We start from the raw sequence: 22,906 nt of genomic DNA, 5'->3' as shown, positions 1-22,906 counted from the left end.
AGGGGGTCAGGTCTGCCGTGCAGGCGTCGTCAGGCGGCTTGATTGATACGGAGCAGGTTACCTGCGGGGTCGCGCACCGCGCAGTCGCGTTCACCGTACGGCTGGTCCATCGGCTCCTGCACGACATCCGCGCCGCGAGCTACGAGCTGGTCGAAGAGGGCGTCGAGATCGTCGCTCGCCAAGGTGACGGCGCCATAGCTGCCCTTCGCGATGAGCTCCAGAATGGTGCGCCGCTCGTCGTCGGTGATTCCGGGGTCGGTTGCCGGCGGATGCAGCACGATCGATGTCTGCGGCTGGCCGACCGGGCCGACGGTGAGCCAGCGCATTCCGTCGTATCCGACGTCTTTGCGCAATTCGAATCCGAGGGCGTCGCGGTAGAAACCGAGTGCGGCCTCCGCGTCGGTGTGCGGAAGGAATGCATAGTGAATGGTGATGTTCATGATGCCTAGATTAGGTTCGCAGCGGTGCGGGGCGCTTCTTGATTCCTGATCGGTCTCGTGACGTGCTTGATCTGGAAGTTCGGGATGCCGGAGACATCGGCCGCTCGCTCGCGATACACACTCGGCGGGACGCCGACGAGCTCGGTGAAACGCGTGCTGAATGTACCGAGCGACGACGAACCGACCTCGAAGCACACTTCTGTGACGCTGAGATCCCCCCGGCGTAAGAGCGCCATGGCCCTTTCCACCCGTCGCGTCATCAGATACGAATAGGGCGACTCGCCGTACGCGGCCTTGAACTGCCTGCTGAGATGGCCGGCAGACATGTGCACACCGCGCGCGAGAGCTTCGACATCGAGAGGCTGCGCGTACTCTCGGTCGATGCGGTCGCGAACATGACGCATGATCACCAACTCACGCAGGCGCTCATGTTCGACAGTCTGTGACAACACGTTTTGATACTCCCACGGACCGGCGACATTCCGAACGCGGTGCGCGCTACGCTGGGCGCATCCTTCACAGAAAGGCTGTACTCATGTCTGATCCGCTGACCGAAACGAAGTCTCTGTTCAAGTCGATCCGCATCACGCTCGCAATCTCCGGCGCGATCGCACTGATCGCTGGAATCCTCCTGCTCGTCTGGCCGATGAAGACCGCCGTCCTCGTGACCGGGATCATCGCCGCCTACCTGGTCGTCGCCGGAATCGTCTACGTCGGTCTGGGGATCTTCTCCGGTAAAAAGGGCGGTTGGGCGCGAGTCGGTCACATCGTGCTCGGCGTGCTCTACATCGCCGCGGGGATCATCGCATTCATGAACCTCTCCGCCGTCACAGTGACCCTGGCCTTCATCACGGTCATCTTCATAGGTGTCAGCTGGATCGTCGACGGTGTCGTCTCGCTCACGCTGCTCAACAAGGACGGCTCGAAAGCGTGGACGATCATCTACGCGATCCTCAGCATCGTCGCCGGCATCATCGTGATCTTCTCCCCGCTACTCGCCGCCGTGGCACTGTGGTGGATTCTCGGGATCACGCTGGTCGTCCTCGGGATCATCCAGATCGTGCGTGCCATCACGCTCGGTCGTGATGAGAAGGCAGCCGAGGCGGTCTTCAATGAGACGGCCGCTCCCACGGCATAGACCATCTACACGTCTACGGCCGCCGTCCTGCATACGCAGAACGGCGGCCGTTTCGTCGTTGTGGAGGTTACTCGCCGGTGAAGTCGCTCGTGTCGCCGACCAGCCGCGTGTTGTCCACCGGCACGGGGTCCACGGCGGCAAGCGCGACCTCGGCGGCGAACTCCGAGACGTTGTAGAGCTTTCCCGCTGATCCTCGGCGCTCGGCGATCGCTCCCGGGTTCGCACGCTCGAGCAGTGTCGCGCGTGATGGTGCCTTCGATCATGTCGCCCGAGACGACCGTGAAGCCGATCCCCTTCTCCTCGAGCGTAGGGATCAGCTCCCGCAGAGCATCCTCGCCTGCGCGCTTCGAGCGCGCGACGGGCTCGTACTCGGGCATGGTCGGAGTGCTGCGGATGAAGTGCGCCTGATGACTGGTCACGAATACGACCCGCGAACCCTCTCCGAGCAGCGGCAATGCTGCGTTCAGCACACTCAGCTGCGCGTCGCGATTGAGTGTGAGCGCGTAGTCCTCGGCCATCCCGGACTCCATGCCGCCGGAAGCGTTCAGGACGAGCACATCGAGACTCCCGTACTCGTTGCGCACCTTCTCGAACATGTCGGCGACGGATGCCGGATCCGTGAGGTCCGCACCGACGACGAGAGCACGGCCACCGAGCTCGCGCAACTGCACCGCGAGCTTCTCGGCGCGCGGCGCCTTGTTGCGGAAGTTGATCACGACATCCGCGCCGGCTTCGGCGAAATAGCGGACGGTGTCGGCACCGATACCCCGCGACGAGCCGGTGACGAGTGCGACCTTTCCGGCGAGAGAACCTGCGGGCAGAACGTCGGACACGGTGACTCCTAGTGATACGGGGAATGCCGCGAACGGCGCGACTCCCTCACCTTATCAATGCCTTTTCCGTGCCCGATTCGTGTCCCGGCACCGTGGTAGGTTGACGGCAAAGGGAGGGCCTATGGACGACGTATCCGTCTTCATCGAACTGGTCACTGAATGGGCATGGATCGGCTGGCTCGTGCTGATCGCGGTGTTCCTCGTGATCGAGATGCTGACCCTCGACTTCACGTTCCTCATGCTCGCGCTGGGCAGCGCTGTCGGGCTCCTCACCGGCGTGTTCGGCCTGCCGGTGTGGGCGCAGCTCATCGTCGCCGCAGCAGCCGCTGCACTGTTCATCCTCGTCATCCGTCCGCCATTGCTCAGGCGTCTGCACCGCAGCGAGGATCCGACGAAATCGAACGTCGAAGCCCTCATCGGGCTGCGTGCGACCGCACTGGCAGATATCACGCGGGTCTCCGGACAGATCAAGGTGAGCAACGGCGACACCTGGACCGCCCGGAGCGAAACCGCCGTCCCCATTCCCCAGGGAGCTTCCGTCGCGATTTCTGCGATCAACGGTGCGACCGCCATCGTCCGTCCCGTCAACGACTAGGAGAAACCGTGAACGACTCCTCGTTCATCCCGACCGCGATCGGCTGGATCCTCGCAATAGCCGTCATCATCTTTGTGGTGGTCACAGTCGCGCGCTCGATCCGGATCATCCCCCAGGCCACGGCCGGTGTGGTGGAACGACTCGGCCGCTACCACAAGACGCTCATGCCCGGCCTGAACATCCTGGTGCCGTTCATAGACCGGCTTCGTCCGCTCATCGACATGCGCGAGCAGGTCGTGTCGTTTCCGCCGCAGCCGGTGATCACCGAGGACAACCTTGTCGTCTCGATCGACACGGTCGTGTATTTCCAGGTCACAGATGCCCGCGCTGCGACGTACGAGATCGCGAACTACCTCGGCGCCGTCGAGCAGCTCACGACCACCACGCTGCGCAACGTCGTCGGTGGGCTCAACCTCGAGGAAGCCCTCACCAGCCGCGACAACATCAACGGTCAGCTGCGCGTCGTGCTCGACGAAGCCACCGGTAAATGGGGCATCCGCGTCGGACGCGTCGAGCTGAAGGCCATCGACCCGCCCCTGTCGATCCAGGACTCGATGGAGAAGCAGATGCGCGCCGAGCGTGATCGTCGCGCCGCGATCCTGACCGCCGAGGGCACCAAGCAGTCTGCGATCCTCGAGGCGGAGGGTGCTCGTCAGGCGGAGATCCTTCGCGCCGAGGGCGACAAGCAGGCCGCTGTCCTTCGTGCACAGGGTGAGGCCGAGGCGATCCAGAACGTCTTCGCGTCGATCCACCAGGGTGCGCCGGACGACAAGCTGCTCGCGTACCAGTACCTTCAGATGCTTCCGAAGATCGCAGACAGCGAGTCCAGCAAACTCTGGATCATCCCGAGCGAGCTCACCGAAGCTCTCAAAGGCATCGGAAGCGCGTTCACTCCGCGCCCCGGCACCGGCCAGCCTCCCGCGGGCACTCCCGGCGCGTGACGCACCCGTACTTCCTCAAGTCACGGCATCCCCGAGTCCTCGCCCACCGCGGTCTTCCGACCGCGCCGGGCGGGGGCTCGCTGTCCGATGCTGGGCGACCGGGCGACGTGTGGGAGAACACCGCCGCCGCTTTCGCCGCAGCTCATGCTGCAGGGGCGGAGTACATCGAGACGGATTGCCGGGTCACGGCGGACGGGGACGTCGTGCTCTTCCACGACGAGACCCTGACACGCCTGTTGTCCGATGACCGCGCCGTCGATGAAGTGGGCACGCGCGAGCTTGCAGAGCTCCTCGCCCCGCATGGCGGGCTGCTCACGGTCGGTGAGATGCTCGATATGTTCCCGGAGACGCGCTTCAACATCGACGTGAAGGCGGATGCCGCGACCGCTCCCCTGGGCTCGATCATCGCCCCGCACGCCCATCGAGTACTCCTGACGAGCTTCTCCGATGCCCGTCGCCGACGCACGGTCAGCGCCGTGCTGTCCGCAGGAGCCGAGATCCGTCCCGCGACTTCGGCGGGCAGAGGCAGCATGGCGCGAATGCGGATCCTCAGCGCTCTGCGGCTCCCCTGCGCACACGTGCTGCGAGGGATCGATGCACTCCAGATACCGGAGCGGTACGGCCCGTTTCCCGTGCTCACGCGTTCGCTTCTGCGCGCGGCGCACCGCAACGGCGTCGAGGTGCACGTCTGGACAGTGAACGATCCCGACGAGATGCGTCGCCTCATCGGCCAGGGCGTCGACGGAGTCGTCACGGACCGCGCCGACATCGCCCTGAACACGCTGTCCTGACCCGTTTGCACGACGGGCTGGGATTCGGCTGTGAATAGCGCCGAGATTCCGCCTGCGTTGAGCGGGCGCACAGGCTGGAGCGCTATACCTGACAGCGACGAGAGGACCACAAAATGGCAGATCGCAGCCTGCGCGGCATCCGACTCGGCGCCCAGAGCCTACAGAGCGAAGAGGGCGTCGTTTTCATGGAACGCCGCGAGACCACCTACAAGTGCGACACGTGCGAGCACGTGACCACACTGATGTTCTCGGCCGACGCCGAGCCGCCCCAGAAGTGGGAGTGCCGCGCATGCGGTGCTGAAGCCGTACTCCGGGTCGATGGCAAGACCATCACCCCGGATGCCACCGATGAGAAAGTTGCACGCACCCACTGGGACATGCTGCTTGAGCGCCGTTCCCGCGCCGAGTTGGAAGAGCTCCTCGAAGAGCGCCTTGCCTTCATCCGCGCCCGCCGCGGTGCCGGTGAAGACCCCACCCGAGAGAAGATCGGCGCCTAGAGCCGACGACCGGCGCGCCACCACCCGAACAGGAGCGCGCCAAGTCCGCCCCACAACAGCAGCTGCTGCACCCAGGGGCCCAGGACGACACCAGCCGTGAGGCCGGTGCGCAACTCGACATCCTCGAGCAGCGCACCGGCCTCATCTGCGTCCAAGGACGCGATCGTCGTGCCATCAGGTCGGATCATCTGGCTCGTGCCCACCGTGGAGACGTTGACGACGCTTCGCCCCGTCTCGATGGCGCGCATGCGCGCGAACGCGAGTTGCTGCAGGTTCTCGTCTGTGCCGCGGAAGTCCGCGTTGTTGGTCTGGAACACGAGCACCTGAGCACCGCCATGCATGCCTTCGGCGATGACATCGTCGTAGATCACGTCGAAGCAGATCGCGAGTCCCACCGGGATGCCATCGACCTCGACGAGCGGCGCATTGGTGCCGTGCGAGTACTCGCGTCCGATCAGCCCGATGAGGTCGGGGACGATCGCGTTGTAGAAGTCCCGGTCGGGGACGTACTCACCGAACGGCACCGGATATCGCTTGTCATGCGTCTGCTCGGCGGTGCCGTCCTGGGTCCAGAGCATCGACGTGTTGAAGTACTCGTCTCCGCGCTGCGTCGCCGCGTCGGCGAGCAGCGGCGCGCCGACGCGTGTGGTGATCATCGTCATCCGACGTGCCATCGAGGCGTCCTGGAACGGGTCGTAGTCGAGGCCGCCCTCAGGCCACACCAGCAGGTCCATTTCTTCATCGAACAGCGGCTCCGTGGCATCCGTCTGCGCCTGGATCACCGAGTACGGCTCTCGCTCGTCGAAGTAACCGGTGGGACCGTTGCCCTGCACCGCACCGATCCGCATAGTGCCGGCGGGAGTCGTCGGGAAGGCGGGCACGACCAGCAGCACCAGGACCACTCCCGCGGGAACGACCAAGGCGACCGGACGGCGCCATAGCCGCATGCGTACCGACTCGACCAGCATCGCCACCGCGAACACGATCAGAAAGCTCAGTCCGCTGACCCCCACCCATGACGCCAGCGTGCCCAATGGACTCTGCGACTGCGTCATGCCCAGGCGAGCCCAGGGAAAGCCCGTGTACGGCCAGGAACCGAGGAGGAGTTCTCTACCCACCCACAGTGCTGCGACGACCGCAGGAAGGCCCACAAGGCGTCCCACGACCCCAGGGAAGGCGCGGGGAAGCCAACGGTACGCCAGGGCGATGGGGATCACCGCCACGGCAGTCAGGGCCGCTTCGAGCAGGGCGAGCGCCGCCCAGGGAATGACACCGAGATACCGCGAAGTCCACGAGACCAGGAGGAAGAAGAACACCGCGCCGTACACCAATCCGACCAGCAGCGCTCCGCCTGCTCTGCGGCCGATCAGGGTGAGGATCAGCAGGGCGACGGCGACGAATGCCAGCGGCCAGATGCCGGCGCCTGGGTACGCCAGATTCATGAAGAACCCCGCGATCGCGGCGACGACCACTGCAAGCCACAACGGCAGGATCGGAGGTTGCAGTGGAGAACGCTGCGGAACAAGACGGGGCCGACGTGCGCGGTCGGCAGTGAGCGATGGCATCCGCTTCATTCTCACATCGACGAATATGAGACGATGCCGCGCCGGACGCCGTCCAGCGCCTGGCGTGCCGTGCGGGCGACTTCCATGTCCTCTGCGACGATCGACAGCTGATCGAGCAGATCGATCGTCTGCTTCGCCCAGCGGACGAAATCGCCCGCCGCCATGTCGGCATCGACGAGCACACGATCGAGCAGGGCGCCGCGCGCCCAGGAGTGCATCGCGCCCGCGAGTCCGGCCGCGAGCGGCTCAGAGCCGGGCAGATGATGATCCTGCTCGAGGTCGTCGAGTTCAGACCACAGCGCCGTGGTCTTCTCATACGCTCCGCGGAACGCACCGCGCGGCAATCCGGGCTCGCCGGAGTTCGCCTCGTCTCGACGAGGCTCGTACACCAGGCAGCACGCCATCGCCGCGAGCGACGGTGCATCCAAGCCCTTCCAGAGTCCCTGACGCAACGACTCGGCGACCAGCAGATCCCGCTCGCCGTATATGCGCCGCATGGTTCGTCCGGCGTCGGTGAGAGCCGTGCCGTCGCCCGTGCCGGTGACATAGTCCAGCGCGGCGAGTACCTCGACCACGCGGTCGAAGACGCGTGCAACGGTGCCGGTGCGGGTCTCGATCTGCGCACGGGTGCGGTCGGTCTGGCGCTTCAGCTTCCAGTAGCGCTCAGCCCAACGCGCGTGCATCTCGCGTTCCGGGCAGTTGTGGCAACCGTGACGCTGCATCTTGGTGCGCAGCGACTGGATGCGCTTCATACGCTTGTCTCGTGCTGCGCGTGGCGCGTGCGCGTCCTGTCGGTTCTTCTTCTCCAGGTCACTGAGTTCGCGGCGGATTCCGGCGTACTCGAGAAAGTCACCGTGCTCGCACTGCATCGCAGACACGTAGCCGGCGAGGGACTCCTCCGCTTCCCGCACCTGGCGGGCGAGCCCCACGACTGCACGGTCGGCCTGGAACTGAGCGAACGACGACTCGAGGATCTGGCGTGCACGGGGCCGCCCGAACATGTCGATCAGGTTGACCGCCATGTTGTACGTGGGCCGGAAGCTGGAGTTCAGCGGGTATGTGCGCCGCGAAGCGAGAGCGGCGACGGCCTGGGGATCCATTCCCTCGGTCCACTGCACGACGGCGTGCCCCTCGACGTCGATCCCCCGACGACCCGCACGCCCCGTGAGCTGAGTGTACTCCCCCGAGGTGATGGCGACGCGCGCTTCACCGTTGAACTTCTCCATCTTCTCCAGCACCACGGTGCGGGCCGGCATGTTGATGCCGAGCGCGAGCGTCTCGGTGGCGAAGACGACCTTGACGAGTTTTCGGCGATAGAGCTCTTCCACAACCTCTTTGAAGGCCGGGAGGAGGCCTGCGTGATGCGAGGCGATTCCCCGCTCGAGGTTCTCGACCCATTCGAAGTAGCCGAGCACCCCCAGGTCCTCATCCTGCAGAGATCGCGTGCGCTCCTCGACGAGTTCCCGGATCTCGGTGCGCTCTTCCGCCGTCGTCAGCCGCAGGCCGGAACGACGAACCTGCTGGACAGCGGCGTCACAGCCGACCCTGCTGAATATGAAGAAGATCGCCGGGAGCAGATTGGTGCGCTCCAGCAGCCGGATGACTTCCGGCCGGTCCATTCGTTCGATGCGCTGCGTGTTCGCTGCGCGCACCGGACGGCGTCCGCCCCGCTGCGGGCGGGGGCTCTGACGGCCTGCGTGCTTGCCGCTGATGTACGACTGCGCCCGTTTGTTGCTGTCGTAGCGCGAGCCGGTGAACGATCGGATGCGCATCAGTTCCTGGTTGACCGTCGCCGTGGCGACCCCGGCCCGATCGTCGAACAACGGCAGCAGGTCATCGCGCACCAGCACGTGCTGCTCGAGGGGCACCGGGCGGATCTCCGACACGATGACCTCGGTGTCTCCGCGCACAGTGTCGAGCCAGTCTCCGAACTCCTCGGCATTGGACACCGTTGCGCTGAGCGAGACCAGACGCACCTGCGACGGCAGGTGGATGATGACCTCTTCCCAGACGGCGCCGCGGAAGCGGTCAGCCAGGTAATGCACCTCGTCCATGATGACGTAGCGCAGATCTGCCAGAGCTGCCGAATCCGCGTAGATCATGTTCCGCAGCACCTCGGTCGTCATCACGACGATGCGCGCGTTGCCGTTGATGTTCGTGTCGCCCGTGAGCAGACCGACCTGGTCCGCCCCGTACACCTCGACGAGCTCGCGGAATTTCTGGTTCGACAGCGCTTTCATCGGTGTCGTGTAGAACGCCTTGTCGTTCGGTGTCTGCATCGCGAGATGGATCGCGAACTCGCCGACGATGGTCTTGCCCGCACCGGTCGGAGCTGCCACCAGCACGCTATGACCCCGTTCGAGCGCGTGACAGCCTTCGATCTGGAACGGATCCAGGTCGAAGTCCTGTCGTCCGGCGAATGCCGCAGTCTCGGGATGGGATGCCGCATCGCGGGCGGCGGCGTATCGCTCGGCAGGCGAGGTCATACCTCGACGTCCGGGAGCAGGCCCTCAGCCTTTGCGCGCTTGCTCTTGCGACGGTCGAACAGAACGGACAGACCTGCAGCGGCGAAGAACAGCACCACGAGGATTCCGGCGAGCATCAGCATGCTGACGACATCGGCAGCAGGCGTCGCGAGAGCGGCGAACACGGTGGCGATGAGGATCGCGACACGCCACCCCTTCAGGATCGCTCGTCCCGACATGACGCCGGCGACGTTCAGCGCGACCAGGAACACCGGCAGCACGAAAGAGACACCGACGACGAGCATGAGCTTCAGACTGAAGTCGTAGAACTGCTTCGCCTCGAAGAGGTTGTTCGCACCTTCGGGCGTGAACGTGGCCATGAGCTCGATCACGTGCGGCACGACGAGTGCGCCGACGTAGCAACCGACGAAGAAGAGCGGAACGGCGGATGCGACGAAACCGACCGTGTACTTGATCTCCTTGCGGGTGAGGCCGGGCATGATGAACGCCCAGATCTGCCACAGCCACACGGGCGCCGCGAGGAAGATACCGAGAGAGAACGCGATTCGCATCCTGAGATCGAATGGCGAGGTCACGGACGAGAACGTCAGGCCGACGAGGTCGTCGCCGCGGGCCTCTGCGATCTTCTGCACCGGCTCAGTGATGAAGGCGATCACAGGGTCAGAGAGGAAGAACCCCAGGATCATGGCGACGACGAGTGCCGCCGCGGAGATCATCAGCCGTCGGCGCAACTCCACGAGGTGGCCGCCGAGCGACATGCGGCGTTCATTGCGTGGTTTGTCACTCGCGGCCGACTGCTTGTCGATCGCGGTCACAGTCGTCAGGTAGTGGTGCCGCTGTCAGACCTGGGTGCAGAAGCGCCCTTGTCTGGTGCCGCAGACGAGTTCGCGACGTCGACCGAAGCCTGGTCGGACTTTCCGTCGGTTTTACCGTCGTCGTCCTTCATCGCCTTCATCTCGCCCTTGAAGAGCCGCGCGGACTGTCCCATGCTCTTTGCCAGCGCTGGGAGCTTCGCAGCTCCGAACAGCAACAGGATGACGAGCACGAGTACGAGCAGATGCCAACCGGTCAATCCAGCCATGGTTCCCTCCAGGGATCGAGTCTTTGTGCAGTCTACCTGCGGATGAGCGTTAAGGGTGACGGTAAAGCGCGAGTCCGTCCCCTGCCCACTCCCGTGTCGCCGCGCGAGCGACTTCGGGGTGGCGCACTTCGAGACTTCCGCCGAAGCGACCGGCGACGCGTTTGATACCTCGCGGGTCAGAAATCGGTATGCGCACCGTGACGAACCCGTCACGGAGTTCTGCGTTGCCTGCTCGTACGTAGTCGCCCAGCAATGGAACCAGGCGCTCTGGCAGCCGCACGGTGACCTCGTCGTCGTCTCCGACCGTGCCGAATGCGTCCGGCACCAGGTCGTCGGCGTGTGTGATCGGGATGTCGGTGAGCTCGGGCTCGCTGACACGATCGAGGTGGAACGTGCGCATCGCCTCGCGAAGATGGCACCAGCCCTGCAGATACCACTGTCCGCCGGTGATCAGGACCTGCACCGGGTCGACCGTGCGGGTCGTGGCGGCGGCATCCGGCGCCTGATAGCGAAACGAAACGGCGACTCCGCGGCTCAGCGCACTTGCGACGACATCGCGCACCGCGTCGACCGCGATCGGCGCGATGACGACATCAGCCGGTGCATTGGCCGCCGCCCTGGAGAGCTTGGCGAGCAGCCCGGCGACCAGGCCCGAATTCGACACCGCAGGCACAGCCGCGACCACCTGCAGGCCGGCAAGGAGCGCAGCGGCCTCTCGTGCGGTGAATCGCGGCACTCGGCGAAGCCCGACGTCGTTGGTGATCTCGATGATGTCCTCTTCATCGAGGAGATCCCAGTTGATGTCGAACATCTCGTGCGGCTGCTGCCAGTATCCGCCGTCACCGGGCAACCCGATGACCGTGAGCTTCTCCACCATTCCGCGCATCTCGGCGATCGTGACGCCGAACTCGCCGGCGGCCTCCTCGAGCGAGACCTGCCCGCGCTCGAGGAGATACGGCACCAGTGTGAGATATGCCCGAACACGATCTGACGCGAGGACCGGTTTCGACTTCTCCGCCATCAGTGCTCCCCTCCGTCGCTTCGATCAGAGTCGGAACGGGCCGGCTCGGCATGGGCTGCGACCGTTGCTTCGAGTCGAGCGATCACGGCGTCCTTCAACGCGGCCGGCTCCACGACGCGGACCTCGGGACCGTAGGAGGCGAGCTCGTCGGCGAAGATGTGCACGTCGACGAACGGAACGCTGAATCCCTGCACCTGCGGGGTCGAACGGCGGCCGAGTCGTAGCGCCGCCTCAGTGCCCGGAGTGATCTCGAGCAACGCGGAGTTGCGAGCGGCGACTGCCTCGAGCCCGGCGAGTGCGCGATCGCCCGCTCCTTCGCGCAGCCCGGCATCGAAGGTCTGCTTGGTCACGACGACGTCGCCGACGATGCGGCTGAGCAGGAAGGTGCGCTCGTCATCCGCATCGAGGTCGATCCCGTAGACATGCCAGCGCGCCCCGTAATCCAACAGCGCGAGGGGCTCGACTCGCCGACGGCGCGGCGACTCCTCCCCCGGCTTCAGATAATCGAATGCGACGATGCGGCAGTCCTCGATCGCGCTCTGCAACGGCGCGAAACTGCTCTCGCGTACAGTGATGCGCGGCGCGAAGCCGATGATCGGCTCGTCGCCGTCGATGCCAAGGGCGCGGATCTTGCGCACCCCGGCCTGTGCGTCTGCGGATGATGACTCCGCGCTCCAGACGCTGCCCGCCAGTGTCAGGACTGCGAGCTCAGCCGCGCTGAATTCGATGTCCTCCGGCAGGTCGTACTCGGCTTTCGGGATTCGATATCTGGCTTCTCGGAGGTCGTTCGCGTCTCCTGGGTCGCCGATCGTCTCGATCGGGACGCCGAGTGTGCGCAGGTCGTCCTTGTCCCGCTCGAACATCTTCTCGAGTGCGTCCGCGCGCGTCCCCGCATCGGCGCGTTGCCGATATCCGGAGATGTTATCGAGGATCTGCTGTTTCGTGAGCCCGATCTCCGTGGCCATCAACGCCACGACGAGATTCGTCTGACGTTCTTCGGGCGGGATCCGGGCAGCCATCACTGTGCGGGAGCCGCAGGCGGATCGATGCCGAGGATGTCGACGACGAAGACAAGGGTGGAATTCGCGGGGACAGCACCGCTGCCCGCTTCTCCGTATCCGAGCTCCGGCGGAACCACGATGAGCACCTGCGAACCGACGGTCTGGCCCGTCAGGCCCTGTGTCATGCCGGGAATCAGCGCGGTGAGATCGAACGCCGCGGCGCCGCGGTCCCAGGACGAGTCGAAGACGGTCTTGTCCGCCCAGGTCACACCCGTGTAATTGACGAGCACGGTGTCGTCATCCGCGACCTTCTCGCCATCGCCCTTGATGAGGGTCTGCACGACGAGATCCTTCGGAGCAGCGCTGTCGGGGACGATGATGCCAGGGCGGCCATCCGCCGCGCGGACCACGGTCGGCATGCCGGCAGCGTCGTTGTACTGCGGGGCGCCGTCAGCCTTCGACGGGAAGACCTTGACCACATCGAACACGGCGACGACGGGCTCGTCTTCCTCGAGTTCGAAGCTCGCCAGGTTCTGTGCGCCGAAGTCTTCGGCAGAGATCACCGAAAGCACCCGGCTTCCTTCCGTGGCGCATTCCAGCGCCTCGCCGAACGCGGGCACCCGCTGCGACCAGTAGTCGATGCTGACGAGCTGCGCCTTCTCCTCATCGAACGCGGTGCCGGCGACAGGTTCACCGGTCTTTCCCGAGTAGAGGGCGAATTCGAGCACGGTGCTCTGCGTGGGGCTCGTGAGCGCCGGCCCCGTGCCGACGACGACGTCGCTGAAGGAACTCTTCTCGGCTCCGACCGGCGTGAACAGCTCGACATCCGGCTTGTTGCCGACCTCGCCGGTGATCGTCGCGATGTCATCGATCTCGCTGGTGGCCGCTGCACGATCGCACGCGGCGCCGCCGAATGCGGGTGCCGCAGTGCACCCCGTCAGGGCGACGAGGGCGAGACTGAGTGTGGCCAGAGCGGCAGACGTTTTACGCACGCGTTCCAGTCTATTGCGAACGGTGCTCGGAATCGCGCGAAGCGGCAGCTCGACGCGATCCATCCGCAGCTTTGGTGGCCTCTCTGACACGTTTACGCAGGTTCTTGTCTGTGATCTCACGATCACCTACCGCCCCTGGCGTCCACAGCTCGACATCGTCGTCGCCGTAGCTGGACTTCGACGCGCGACGCTTGACCTCAGGCGCGATCGTTCCCGGGGCCAGCCGGCGGGCGGTGAGGAGGAACCCGGTGTGGGCGACCATGCGGTGATCAGGGCGCACGGCGAGGCCTTCGACGTGCCAGCCGCGAACCATCGTCTCGGACGCGTCGGGGTCGGTGAACAGGCCGGTGCCGCGGATGAACTCGGCGACTCTCGACAGCTGCGTGGCCGTCGCGACATAGCAGAGCACGACACCACCGGGTGTCAGGGCGTCGGCTACGACGTCCATGACCTCCCACGGCGCCAGCATGTCGAGGACGACACGATCGACGGTCCCGGCCGGGACCTCTGCCGGCAGCGCTTCGAGCAGGTCTCCCACAACGACACGCCAGGTATCCGGAGATTCTCCGAAGAACGTCTCGACATTGGCCCTCGCGACTTCCGCGAAGTCGTCGCGTCGCTCGAACGACACGAGGGTCCCGGTCGTCCCGACGGCGCGCAGCAGCGATAGCGAGAGCGCGCCGGAACCGACGCCGGCTTCGACCACCGTCGCGCCAGGGAAGATGTCTGCCTGCATCACGATCTGGGCAGCGTCCTTCGGATACACGATCGCCGCACCACGTGGCATCGACATCGCGAAATCGCGCAGCAGGGGGCGAAGCGCCAAGTACTCATGACCGGAACTGTTGACGACGACCGAGCCGTCGGGCAGGCCGATCAGATCACGGTGTCTGAGCACGCCATGGTGCGTGTGCAGCTCACCGTCTGCACTGAGCGTGACCGTGTGCAGTCGGTTCTTGGGACCGGTGAGCTGTACGCGGTCGCCGTCACGGAACGGGCCGCTCTGACGCGCGGATGCGACACTCATCGCAGCGCTCCTTCCGTCTGCTCGGACTTCGCAGAGGCGTACAGATCGATGATGTCCTGAGCGGTGCGGTTCTCGAGGGTGGGCCAGAGCGCGTGCGCCCCCACCCCATCGAGAGACACCATGTGCGGAACGCCGAGCGTCACAGCACCGGATGCCACGCCGGCGCGCACGCCTGTGTGGGAGTCTTCGATCACGACGGCGTCGAGGATGTCGATGTCGAGCAGCCCGGCCGCGTTCAGATACGGTTCCGGATGCGGCTTCGGCAGTTCGACGTCATCGCCGGCGACGATGTGCTCGAACGCGTCGAATTCGATGAGCTCGACGACGCTGAGAGCCATGCGTCGCAGCGACATCGTCACCAGCGCGGTGCGGATGCCGTTGGCCTGAAGATCCCTCAGCAGCGCTTTCGCTCCGGGACGGAACGACACACCCTGCGTGGCCAGTGAGGTGCGCACATCGTCCGTGAGCCTGTCGACGATCGCATCCGGTTCCATGTCGACGCCCGCGGCCCTCAGCAGCATCGCGCTGTCGAGAAGACCGTTCCCGACGAGCTGCAGTGCCTGCTCGTGCGTCCACGTTCCCCCGAAGGACTGCACCAGCGCCGTCTCCGCCGCCATCCAGTACGGTTCGGTGTCGACCAGTGTTCCATCCATGTCCCAGAGGACCGCGCGGGGCTTTTGACTCACCGCTCCATGCTAGCCCGGCCGATGTCCCGCACCCGTCGAGCGCGGACTAGCCTGGAGGGATACCTGCGTTCGGGATGGGAGGAGAACTCGATGGATGCACTGGGAAACCGCATAGTCGTCGTCGCGTTCGATGGCTGGAACGACGCCGGCGAGGCGGCGAGCGGCGCGATCGAGATGCTGCGCGAGAGTACCGAGTACGAACTCGTGCACACCGTCGACCCCGAGCTGTACTTCGACTACCAGTACACCCGCCCGTCGAGCAAGATGGACGCGACCGGGCACCGCGACCTGCGCTGGCCGGAAGCGGCACTGTGGCGTCCGACCGCTGCATCGGTCGACGGGTCCCCGGAGTTCTGGCTGCTCACCGGCGTGGAACCCGCCCGCACGTGGCAGGCGTTCGCCAACGAGTTCATCGACATCGCTCTGCGCGACGATGTCACCGGGTTCATCACTCTCGGCGCGATGCTCTCCGATGTGCCGCACACCCGACCGATCTCGATCTTCGCGTCGAGTGCCAACGAGCAGGTCCGTGAATCCCTGGGCCTCGAGCGCTCGCTGTACGAGGGCCCCGTCGGCATCCTCAGCGTGATCGAGCACTTCGCCGAGCGCGCAGGCATCCCCACCGCCAATCTCTGGGCGAGCGTGCCGCATTACGTGGCATCCGCCGCACCGTCCCCCAAGGCGACTCTCGCTCTGCTTGATCGTCTGGAGGAGCTGACCGGCATCGACATGCCGCGTGAACGACTCCGGACGGATGCCGCCACCTGGGAGGCATCGATCGACGCAGCGGCTGCGGATGACGAAGAGATGACCGAGTACATCCACCAGCTCGAACGGACCCGAGACACCTGGGACTCCCCCGAGGCTTCAGGCGACGCGATCGCGCAGGCGTTCGAGCGTTACCTTCGTCGCCGAGGCGACGGCCCCGGCGACCATAAGCGCTGAGGCCGCGACCGTCGCCGTGCCGTGGGATCAGCCCGCGATCACTCCGGTGCCCAGCAGGATCAGCAGCGTCGCCCCGAGCAGGATGCGGTAGATCACGAACGGCAGGAAGCTGTGCTTCGAGATCCAGTTCATGAAGAATGCGATCACGCCGAGCGCCACCACGAACGCGATTCCGGTCGCCGCCAGGGTCTCCCCCATCGAGAAGTACTGGTCCGGCGCGTCCCAGCTCTTGAACAACTGGAAGAAGCCGCTGCCGAACACCGCCGGGATGGCAAGAAGGAACGCATAGCGCGCCGCTGCTGCCCGCTCATAACCGAGGAACAGTCCCATCGTGATGGTGCCGCCGGAACGCGACACTCCGGGGATCAGCGCCAGCGCCTGCGCGAACCCGTAGAGGATGCCGTGCGGATAGGTGATCTGGTCGAGCTTGCGACGCTTCGCGCCGACGTAGTCGGCGACCCCGAGCAGGATTCCGAAGAGGATCAGCATGATCGCCACGACCCACATCGACCGCAGCACCGTCTCGATCTGGTCTTGGAACAGCAGCCCGAGAATGACGATCGGGATGCTGCCGATGATGATCAGCCACCCCATCTTGGCGTCGGGATCATTGCGCGGCAGCTTCCCGATCAGCGAGCGGAACCAGTGGCCGATGATGCGCACGATGTCGCGCCAGAAGAAGACCACGACGGCCGCTTCCGTGCCGATCTGCGTTATCGCGGTGAATGCGGCGCCGGGATCCTCACCCGAGCCGGTGAACGTCCCGACGATGCGCAGGTGCGCGCTGGAGGAGATCGGGAGAAACTCAGTGAGTCCCTGGATGACGCCGAGGAACAGCGCTTCGAGCAAGTGCATGGAGGGCCTTCTGGTTCAGAGGAGCGCGTCAGTACGTGCGCAGGAGATCGGCCAGAACCTGCTGACCGAAGACAAGCGATTCTATGGGGACACGCTCGTCGACACCGTGGAACATCCCGGTGAAGTCGAGATCCGCCGGCAGGCGAAGCGGTGCGAAGCCGTAACCGGCGATGCCGAGCGTGAAGAGCGCTTTGTTGTCGGTTCCGGCCCCGAGCAGATACGGGATCACCGGCACTCCGGGGTCGTGTCGACCGAGACTGCGCACCATGGCCTCGACCAGCGGGCCCTCGAACGGCGTCTCCATGCCGATGTCGCGTACGACCGTCTCGATGATGATCTCTTCCCCGACGAGCTGCTGCAGCTCGGCGAGAACGTCATCCTCCGTCCCAGGCAGCACACGCACGTCGATCAGCGCCTCTGCGCGCTCCGGGATCACGTTGTGCTTGTAGCCGGCGGTGAGCGCCGTGGGATTGGTCGTCGTGCGGAAAGTCGAGCGCAGGAACGCCTCAGCAGGACCGGATGCTGCAGCGAGAGCATCCGGGTCGTCGACGGGCCGTCCGGTGAGATCGCTGAGCCCCTCCAGAAGCGCCTCGGTCGTCGGCGTCAGCCGGATCGGCCAGCGGGTTCGACCGATCGCCGCAACGGCCTCGGCGAGCTTCACGACAGCATTGTCGTCGTGAAGGCGGCTGCCGTGCCCCGCCCGCCCCTTGGCGACGAGCCGGATCCAGATCAGGGCCTTCTCCCCCACCTGCAGCAGATACGCACGGCGGTCGTCGACGGTGATGGAATAGCCGCCCACCTCGCTGATCGCCTCGGTCGCACCGGCGAACCACTGGGGCCGCTCCTTCACGACGAGCGCCGAACCTTCGACACCGCCGTTCTCCTCATCCGCGAAGAACACGAGCACGAGATCGCGCTCGGGCTGCTCCCCCGCGCGCAGGATATCGGCGACGGAGGTGAGGATCATCGCGTCCATGTTCTTCATGTCGACCGCGCCGCGGCCCCACAGCATCCCGTCCCGCACTTCACCGGCGAACGGATCGACACTCCAGTCCTCGGCCATCGCCGGGACGACATCGAGGTGACCGTGCACGACGAGTGCCGGCTTGCTCGAATCGCGCCCCCGCACACGCGCCATCACGTTCGTGCGGCGCGGAATGGGCTCGTAGTACTCAGGGGTGAGCCCGAGGCTCTCCAGGAAGGCTCCGACGTACTCCGCGGCCTCACGCTCTCCCCTTGCGTTGCCGCCGCCGAAATTCGAGGTGTCGATCCGGATCAGGTCGCGGGCGACTCGTACGACCTCGGGCAGTTCGGCGTCAGACATGCCCTCAGGCTATCGAACCGACCCGGACTCCCGGCACGCCCGGGAGGCTCCCCGGTTCGAAGGCACCGGCGTCATCTGGTAATGTTTCTCTTCGGTCGGCAACGACTTTTCATCACCTGCGCGGGTGGCGGAATGGTAGACGCGCTACGTTGAGGTCGTAGTGCCCGTAAGGGCGTGGGGGTTCAAGTCCCCCTCCGCGCACAGAGCAGCTCCGGAAGATTCCTGGTTCGACCAGGTTCTTCCGGAGCCTTTTGTTTACCCCTCTGACTCGTGATCAGGACTCGAGGCCTTCGAGGTCATCGTGACGCGCACTTCTCAGCGAAGAGAATCCGACCACGGACGCGGCAGCGGTGAAAATGATCGCAGCGACGCCGAGAGTCAGCGGATATCCGAAGAAGGTCGCGAGCGAGCCGGCGAGCAGTGCGCCGAAGAAGAAGATCACCCTGTTCATGGTGCGGATGGTCGAATTCATCCTCCCTTGTATCGCATCAGGAGCCACGGCCTGCCGATACCCGATGTCGTTCGCGTCCTCGATGCCCATCGCGAGACCGTAGACGAACTGCGCCGCGGAGATCAGGGGCAGCAGCAGAGCGAGATCGCTCGAGGCTGATATCGGAGCGACCGCCATCGCCGCCCAGGGAACGATGACGAGCATGCGGCCCAGCAGAATCGCCCGCCCCGCGCCCAGCCGCCTGCCGAGAGCCGGGGCGAGCAGCGCTCCGAGAAAGCCCCCGAACCCGCCGAAGGCCAGAGCGAGGCCGAAAGCCCATGGCTCGAGATTCAGCTCCCGCAAGACGAAGACGGCGAACACCGTCGCCACGATGCTGTTCCCGAGGAACCATATGTGCACCGAGAGCGCGAGTGGCCGGAGTGTCCGGTGCCGATAGGTGAAGCGCATCCCCTCGACGATGTCGTGGCCGATGTGGCGTCCGTGCGCACGAGGCGACGGTACGGCTTCGTCGACTTCGATCCGCGACTGGAGCACTGCCGACACGGCGTTGATCGCAGCATCGAATGCGAACAGGATCGGCGCACCGACGAGATTGAGCAGCGCGCCGCCGAGCGCAGGGCCGGCGGTGCCGGCTACGGTCTCGCTCTGGCCGAGCCTCGCATTGGCCATCACGAGTGAGCTGCGGGGGACGATATGCGGAAGGAGCGGCTGAGCGGCGGAATCTGCGAAGAGGGTCAGGATGCCGAGCAGCAGGATCACGGCGGCAAGCGACCAGAAGTCGAGCGCATCGAGCAGCAGGAGTATCGGGACGATGCCGAGAACGACCGCGCGGCCGATACTCGTGACCATCAGCGTTCGCTGGCGCTTCCACCGATCCATCAGGGCCCCGACGATCAGACCGAGGAAGAGGTAAGGCACGACGCTCAGAGCGCTGAGTACACCGATCTCGAACGGTGAGGCCGTGATAACCGTGACGATGAGGATCTGGAACGCCACGCCTGCGATCGAACCGCCGAACGCGCGGATGGTCGTCGCACTCCAGAACAGTGCGAAGGCGCGGACACGAAGCACTTCGCGCGGACGATCGCCGTCGCCGGAACCGGGTCGAGCAGCCACGTCGCGCACTCGCCCAGTGTATGGGTGGCGGTGCGTCGATCAGACCGCGCCGACTCCGAACACAAGACCGAGCAAGTAGGTGATCGCAGCGGCACCGAATCCGATCGCCAACTGCCGCAACGCCCTGCGAAGCGGCGGCCCCCCGGACAGGACACCCACCATCGCCCCGGTGGCGAGCAGCGAGAGGCCGACGAGGAGCAGAGCCACGACGACAGCCGTGAGCCCCTGAAGCCCGAAGATCCACGGGAGCACCGGGATGATCGCGCCGGACGCGAAGAGAAGGAAGCTCGAGATCGCTGCAGTCCAGTCGCTGCCCACGATGTCGTGGTCGCCGCCTGCGGCACCTGTGCGCACCGGAGCCGTGGCCGCGCGTCGTACGCCCTCCTGCGCGGCCGTGATGATGCGGCGCGACCTCGCGAGGGCCTCGCCCTCATCGATACCTCGTGCCCGGTACACCAGCGCCAGTTCATTCACGTCGATGTCGAGGTCTCCGGCCGAGTGCGCAGCATCGTCGTTCGCCTCGGTCGATGCAAGCAGTTCGCGCTGCGACCGCACGGAGACGAACTCCCCCGCACCCATCGACAATGCACCGGCGAGAAGACCGGCGATACCGCTGAACAGGACGAAGCTCGAGCTCACGCCCGTCGCGCCGATGCCCAATACAAGTGCGAGGTTGCTGACGAGGCCGTCGTTCGCGCCGAACACGGCGGCACGGAAAGAGCCCGACAGACGCCGTCGGCCACGCGCCGCAAGTCCGCGCACGACCTCATGATGAACCTTCTCATCGGCGCGCATTGCAGGTGTCGCATACTGCTCGGTGTCGTAGGGCGAACGTGCCTCCGCGCTCTGGGCGAGCACGAGCACGAATATGGATCCGAAGCGCCCCGCCATCCACGCAAGCATTCGCGAACGGATGCCCGCCTTGGGGAGCCTGACAGGCTCGCCCCCGAGAAGATCCAACCAGTGCTGCTCGTGACGACGTTCGGCGTCAGCGAGACTCCGCAGGATCTCCCGCTCCTCCCCCGTCTTCCGGGCAGCGAGCTTCTGATATACCGTCCCCTCTGCCCGCTCTTCGACGAGGTATCGTGCCCAGCGGCGACGATCGGCAGCGGTCGGCTCGGCGGCAGCAGGCGCTGTCATGAATCCTCCAATGGGTGAACGGGCTGCAACAACGGTATCCAGCCGTTGGAGCTTGATTCCCCGGAAAGCGGGGATTGCCAGCATTTCGGGCTTCCGAAGGAGTCCCAGTCCGCTGGGCCGAACCTTCGGCGGAATCGGCGAGCAGAAACTATTTCCGCACCCGCTTGCGCAGCACCTCGATGCGGGCCTGCAACTGCGTCACGGTCGCCTGGGCGACTGCCGGTCCTCCGCAGATTCGGCGCAGCTCAGCGTGCACGGCGCCATGTGGCTCGCCGGCCTGTCGGGCATAGAGTCCGACCAGGCTGTTCAGCAGTTGCCGCTGTTCGCGCATCGTGCGGTGCAATGGAGCCGGGAGCGTCGTGACGGCTTCGGGCCCCGCTTCCGCCTCGCGTACCTCGCGCAGCTTCGACTGACGTGTCTGACGCTGCATGAGCAGCTCGTGCACGTGCTCAGGTTCGAGGAGTCCGGGGATGCCGATGAACTCTTCTTCCTCCGGCGTGCCTGGCTCGGCCAGTTGACCGAACTCCTGCCCCTCGAAGACGACCCGGTCGAAGTGCGCGAGCGACGAGATCGCCTGGTAACTGAACTCCTGCGTCAAGGCGTCGGATGTCTCTTCTTCACGGTTCGCGCTCTCCAGCAGCGAGTCGTCGAGCCCGTCGTCATCCTTGGTCTGGCGATCCAAAGCGTGGTCGCGCTGCTTCTCCAGGTCGTTCGCGAGGCCCATGAGCACCGGCACGTTCGGCAGGAAGACACTCGCGGCCTCACCACGGCGCCTGGCACGCACGAAGCGTCCGATGGCCTGTGCGAAGAACAACGGTGTCGATGACGACGTCGCATAGACGCCCACCGCGAGCCGCGGGACATCCACGCCTTCCGACACCATGCGCACTGCCACCATCCAGCGGCTGGTATCGGCGCTGAACTTCTCGATGCGCTCCGACGAGGCGGCCTCGTCGGAGAGCACGATCGTCGGGCGCTGACCCGTGAGGCTGTGCAGGATCTTCGCGTAGGCACGGGCGACTGTCTGGTCGGTCGCGATCACAAGGCCACCGGCATCAGGGACGTGATGGCGGATCTCTGTGAGTCGTCGATCCGCAGCCGACAGCACTGCCGGCATCCACTCGCCCTCTGGGTCGAGCGCTGTCCGCCACGCCTGCGAGTTGACGTCCTTGGTGTTGTCCTGCCCGAGATGAGCCTCGAGCTCGTCGCCGGCACTCGTGCGCCAGCGCATCTTTCCCGAGTACATGTGGAACAGCACCGGACGCACGACGCCGTCCGCGAGGGCGCGACCGTACCCGTAGGCGTAGTCGGTGGACGACACCCGTCCGCCGGATTCGTCGGGCGCGTAAGTGACGAAGGGAATCGGCGCGGTGTCGCTGCGGAACGGCGTGCCGGAAAGGGAGAGCCGCCGCTTGGCCGGGCCGTAGGCGTCACGGATCGCGTCACCCCAACTGAGCGCGTCACCGCCGTGATGCACCTCGTCGAGGATGACGAGCGTCTTCGCGTCTTCGGTCAAGTGGCGGTGCACCGATGACTTCGCGGCGACCTGTGCGTACGTGACGACGACGCCGTGATACTGGCGCGACGGCGCCCAATGGCTGTTGCGGAAGCGCGGGTCGAGACGGATGTGCACTCGGGCCGCGGCATCTGCCCACTGCGTCTTGAGATGCTCGGTCGGCGCGACCACGATGATGCGGTTGACCTCACCCATGCGGAGCAGTTCCACAGCAAGGGTCAGCGCGAAAGTCGTCTTGCCGGCGCCCGGTGTCGCCGCGACGAGGAAGTCGCGCTGGTCGCGCTGGAAATAGATGTCCAGTGCCTCGCGCTGCCATGCGCGGAGCTTGTCCGCCGTTCCCCACGGGGCGCGCTGAGGAAAGGACGGAGAGAGCATCGAATCAAGGGTAATCGGTGCCGGGGACACTTCGGTGCGGCATCGACGCTCGACCTGTCCTCCTGCCGTGCCGCCCGAGTAGGCTCGATC

Annotated in this window: 22 protein-coding genes, 1 tRNA gene and 1 pseudogene; 7 read left to right on the top strand and 17 right to left on the bottom strand. The window is 65.5% G+C overall.

Going from position 1 to position 22,906, the window contains the following annotated elements:
• Positions 1–29: 29 nt before the first annotated feature.
• Together QFZ46_RS18060 and QFZ46_RS18055 are read right to left on the bottom strand one after the other, a co-directional pair.
• Positions 30–440: a VOC family protein gene (locus tag QFZ46_RS18060; protein WP_307363702.1), complete on the bottom strand. Its 411-nt coding sequence runs from the start codon at positions 438–440 to the stop codon at positions 30–32.
• Between the two features lie 5 nt (positions 441–445).
• Entirely contained in the window at positions 446–844 is a 399-nt protein-coding gene (locus QFZ46_RS18055) for a helix-turn-helix transcriptional regulator (RefSeq protein WP_307364664.1), read from the bottom strand.
• A 131-nt stretch (positions 845–975) separates the two neighbouring features.
• Between QFZ46_RS18055 and QFZ46_RS18050 the strand changes: the two genes are divergently transcribed.
• Entirely contained in the window at positions 976–1,578 is a 603-nt protein-coding gene (locus QFZ46_RS18050; RefSeq protein ID WP_307363701.1) for an HdeD family acid-resistance protein, read from the top strand.
• A gap of 67 nt (positions 1,579–1,645) precedes the next feature.
• Here QFZ46_RS18050 and QFZ46_RS18045 read toward each other — a convergent pair.
• Positions 1,646–2,411, bottom strand: a pseudogene (locus tag QFZ46_RS18045) (SDR family oxidoreductase).
• 121 nt (positions 2,412–2,532) lie between these two features.
• Between QFZ46_RS18045 and QFZ46_RS18040 the strand changes: the two are divergent.
• The 4 genes from QFZ46_RS18040 to QFZ46_RS18025 all read left to right on the top strand — a co-directional run bounded on the left by QFZ46_RS18040 (position 2,533) and on the right by QFZ46_RS18025 (position 5,235).
• The gene (locus QFZ46_RS18040) at positions 2,533–3,006 is read left to right on the top strand and encodes an NfeD family protein (protein ID WP_307363699.1); all 474 of its coding nucleotides are present in this window, start codon (positions 2,533–2,535) and stop codon (positions 3,004–3,006) included.
• An 8-nt stretch (positions 3,007–3,014) separates the two neighbouring features.
• The gene (locus QFZ46_RS18035; RefSeq protein ID WP_188436643.1) at positions 3,015–3,947 is read left to right on the top strand and encodes an SPFH domain-containing protein; all 933 of its coding nucleotides are present in this window, start codon (positions 3,015–3,017) and stop codon (positions 3,945–3,947) included.
• Positions 3,944–4,738, top strand: coding sequence for a glycerophosphodiester phosphodiesterase family protein (locus QFZ46_RS18030; protein WP_307363696.1), 795 nt, complete (start codon positions 3,944–3,946; stop codon positions 4,736–4,738). The genes QFZ46_RS18035 and QFZ46_RS18030 overlap by 4 nt, the downstream gene beginning before the upstream one ends.
• Before the next feature lie 113 nt (positions 4,739–4,851).
• Positions 4,852–5,235: an RNA polymerase-binding protein RbpA gene (locus tag QFZ46_RS18025; RefSeq protein ID WP_307363694.1), complete on the top strand. Its 384-nt coding sequence runs from the start codon at positions 4,852–4,854 to the stop codon at positions 5,233–5,235.
• Here QFZ46_RS18025 and lnt read toward each other — a convergent pair.
• The 9 genes from lnt to QFZ46_RS17980 form a co-directional block, all read right to left on the bottom strand.
• Complete coding sequence (lnt, locus tag QFZ46_RS18020) at positions 5,232–6,800, bottom strand: apolipoprotein N-acyltransferase (RefSeq protein ID WP_307363692.1); 1,569 nt, start codon at positions 6,798–6,800, stop codon at positions 5,232–5,234. The two genes, QFZ46_RS18025 and lnt, sit on opposite strands and share 4 nt — an antisense overlap.
• A gap of 11 nt (positions 6,801–6,811) precedes the next feature.
• Positions 6,812–9,286, bottom strand: a complete 2,475-nt coding sequence (locus tag QFZ46_RS18015; RefSeq protein ID WP_307363690.1) for a DEAD/DEAH box helicase — start codon at positions 9,284–9,286, stop codon at positions 6,812–6,814.
• Complete coding sequence (gene tatC, locus QFZ46_RS18010) at positions 9,283–10,044, bottom strand: twin-arginine translocase subunit TatC (RefSeq protein ID WP_307364662.1); 762 nt, start codon at positions 10,042–10,044, stop codon at positions 9,283–9,285. Before tatC ends, QFZ46_RS18015 begins: the two co-directional genes overlap by 4 nt.
• 62 nt (positions 10,045–10,106) lie before the next feature.
• Positions 10,107–10,367 carry a Sec-independent protein translocase subunit TatA gene (gene tatA, locus QFZ46_RS18005; protein ID WP_307363688.1) on the bottom strand — a complete coding sequence of 87 codons (261 nt, stop codon included), beginning with the start codon at positions 10,365–10,367 and terminating at the stop codon, positions 10,107–10,109.
• Between the two features lie 49 nt (positions 10,368–10,416).
• Positions 10,417–11,388 carry a helix-turn-helix transcriptional regulator gene (locus QFZ46_RS18000; RefSeq protein WP_307363685.1) on the bottom strand — a complete coding sequence of 324 codons (972 nt, stop codon included), beginning with the start codon at positions 11,386–11,388 and terminating at the stop codon, positions 10,417–10,419.
• Positions 11,388–12,407 carry a helix-turn-helix transcriptional regulator gene (locus QFZ46_RS17995; protein ID WP_307363683.1) on the bottom strand — a complete coding sequence of 340 codons (1,020 nt, stop codon included), beginning with the start codon at positions 12,405–12,407 and terminating at the stop codon, positions 11,388–11,390. The genes QFZ46_RS18000 and QFZ46_RS17995 overlap by 1 nt, the downstream gene beginning before the upstream one ends.
• Entirely contained in the window at positions 12,407–13,381 is a 975-nt protein-coding gene (locus QFZ46_RS17990) for an FKBP-type peptidyl-prolyl cis-trans isomerase (protein WP_307363680.1), read from the bottom strand. The genes QFZ46_RS17995 and QFZ46_RS17990 overlap by 1 nt, the downstream gene beginning before the upstream one ends.
• 10 nt (positions 13,382–13,391) lie before the next feature.
• Positions 13,392–14,408 (bottom strand): tRNA (adenine-N1)-methyltransferase, encoded by a 1,017-nt coding sequence (locus QFZ46_RS17985; protein ID WP_307363678.1) that lies wholly within the window; start codon positions 14,406–14,408, stop codon positions 13,392–13,394.
• A complete protein-coding gene (locus QFZ46_RS17980) occupies positions 14,405–15,094 on the bottom strand; it encodes an HAD family hydrolase (protein ID WP_307363676.1) in 690 nt (229 codons plus the stop codon). Before QFZ46_RS17980 ends, QFZ46_RS17985 begins: the two co-directional genes overlap by 4 nt.
• Before the next feature lie 90 nt (positions 15,095–15,184).
• Here QFZ46_RS17980 and QFZ46_RS17975 point away from each other — a divergent pair, with 90 nt between their 5' ends.
• The gene (locus QFZ46_RS17975) at positions 15,185–16,039 is read left to right on the top strand and encodes a PAC2 family protein (RefSeq protein ID WP_307363674.1); all 855 of its coding nucleotides are present in this window, start codon (positions 15,185–15,187) and stop codon (positions 16,037–16,039) included.
• A 27-nt stretch (positions 16,040–16,066) separates the two neighbouring features.
• Here the strand turns inward: QFZ46_RS17975 and QFZ46_RS17970 are convergent, their stop codons facing one another.
• Both QFZ46_RS17970 and QFZ46_RS17965 read right to left on the bottom strand, forming a co-directional pair.
• Complete coding sequence (locus QFZ46_RS17970) at positions 16,067–16,894, bottom strand: undecaprenyl-diphosphate phosphatase (RefSeq protein ID WP_307363672.1); 828 nt, start codon at positions 16,892–16,894, stop codon at positions 16,067–16,069.
• A gap of 28 nt (positions 16,895–16,922) precedes the next feature.
• Complete coding sequence (locus QFZ46_RS17965) at positions 16,923–18,218, bottom strand: M20/M25/M40 family metallo-hydrolase (protein WP_307363670.1); 1,296 nt, start codon at positions 18,216–18,218, stop codon at positions 16,923–16,925.
• Positions 18,219–18,336: 118 nt separating this feature from the next.
• Here QFZ46_RS17965 and QFZ46_RS17960 point away from each other — a divergent pair.
• Positions 18,337–18,419 (top strand) — tRNA-Leu (locus QFZ46_RS17960).
• 73 nt (positions 18,420–18,492) lie between these two features.
• Here QFZ46_RS17960 and QFZ46_RS17955 read toward each other — a convergent pair.
• From QFZ46_RS17955 to QFZ46_RS17945, 3 genes are all read right to left on the bottom strand, one after another.
• On the bottom strand, positions 18,493–19,794 hold the full coding sequence (locus tag QFZ46_RS17955; protein ID WP_307363668.1) for an MFS transporter: 1,302 nt from the start codon (positions 19,792–19,794) through the stop codon (positions 18,493–18,495).
• A gap of 30 nt (positions 19,795–19,824) precedes the next feature.
• A complete protein-coding gene (locus QFZ46_RS17950) occupies positions 19,825–20,925 on the bottom strand; it encodes a VIT1/CCC1 transporter family protein (protein WP_307363666.1) in 1,101 nt (366 codons plus the stop codon).
• Positions 20,926–21,073: 148 nt separating this feature from the next.
• Positions 21,074–22,816, bottom strand: a complete 1,743-nt coding sequence (locus QFZ46_RS17945; RefSeq protein WP_307363664.1) for a DEAD/DEAH box helicase — start codon at positions 22,814–22,816, stop codon at positions 21,074–21,076.
• Between the last annotated feature and the right edge of the window lie 90 nt (positions 22,817–22,906).

The organism is Microbacterium murale (assembly GCF_030815955.1).
GTDB classification, from domain to species: domain Bacteria; phylum Actinomycetota; class Actinomycetes; order Actinomycetales; family Microbacteriaceae; genus Microbacterium; species Microbacterium murale_A.
This window is presented reverse-complemented; position numbering and strand designations above follow the sequence as displayed.

Excerpts from the sequence above, each read along its gene's own strand:
- QFZ46_RS18060 (WP_307363702.1), bottom strand. The coding sequence starts at position 440 with ATGAACATCACCATTCACTATGCATTCCTTCCGCACACCGACGCGGAG.
- QFZ46_RS18055 (WP_307364664.1), bottom strand. The coding sequence starts at position 844 with ATGCGTCATGTTCGCGACCGCATCGACCGAGAGTACGCGCAGCCTCTC.
- QFZ46_RS18050 (WP_307363701.1), top strand. The coding sequence starts at position 976 with ATGTCTGATCCGCTGACCGAAACGAAGTCTCTGTTCAAGTCGATCCGC.
- QFZ46_RS18040 (WP_307363699.1), top strand. The coding sequence starts at position 2,533 with ATGGACGACGTATCCGTCTTCATCGAACTGGTCACTGAATGGGCATGG.
- QFZ46_RS18025 (WP_307363694.1), top strand. The coding sequence starts at position 4,852 with ATGGCAGATCGCAGCCTGCGCGGCATCCGACTCGGCGCCCAGAGCCTA.
- lnt (WP_307363692.1), bottom strand. The coding sequence starts at position 6,800 with ATGCCATCGCTCACTGCCGACCGCGCACGTCGGCCCCGTCTTGTTCCG.
- QFZ46_RS18015 (WP_307363690.1), bottom strand. The coding sequence starts at position 9,286 with ATGACCTCGCCTGCCGAGCGATACGCCGCCGCCCGCGATGCGGCATCC.
- tatC (WP_307364662.1), bottom strand. The coding sequence starts at position 10,044 with ATGTCGCTCGGCGGCCACCTCGTGGAGTTGCGCCGACGGCTGATGATC.
- tatA (WP_307363688.1), bottom strand. The coding sequence starts at position 10,367 with ATGGCTGGATTGACCGGTTGGCATCTGCTCGTACTCGTGCTCGTCATC.
- QFZ46_RS18000 (WP_307363685.1), bottom strand. The coding sequence starts at position 11,388 with ATGGCGGAGAAGTCGAAACCGGTCCTCGCGTCAGATCGTGTTCGGGCA.
- QFZ46_RS17995 (WP_307363683.1), bottom strand. The coding sequence starts at position 12,407 with ATGGCTGCCCGGATCCCGCCCGAAGAACGTCAGACGAATCTCGTCGTG.
- QFZ46_RS17985 (WP_307363678.1), bottom strand. The coding sequence starts at position 14,408 with ATGAGTGTCGCATCCGCGCGTCAGAGCGGCCCGTTCCGTGACGGCGAC.
- QFZ46_RS17975 (WP_307363674.1), top strand. The coding sequence starts at position 15,185 with ATGGATGCACTGGGAAACCGCATAGTCGTCGTCGCGTTCGATGGCTGG.
- QFZ46_RS17970 (WP_307363672.1), bottom strand. The coding sequence starts at position 16,894 with ATGCACTTGCTCGAAGCGCTGTTCCTCGGCGTCATCCAGGGACTCACT.
- QFZ46_RS17965 (WP_307363670.1), bottom strand. The coding sequence starts at position 18,218 with ATGTCTGACGCCGAACTGCCCGAGGTCGTACGAGTCGCCCGCGACCTG.
- QFZ46_RS17950 (WP_307363666.1), bottom strand. The coding sequence starts at position 20,925 with ATGACAGCGCCTGCTGCCGCCGAGCCGACCGCTGCCGATCGTCGCCGC.
- QFZ46_RS17945 (WP_307363664.1), bottom strand. The coding sequence starts at position 22,816 with ATGCTCTCTCCGTCCTTTCCTCAGCGCGCCCCGTGGGGAACGGCGGAC.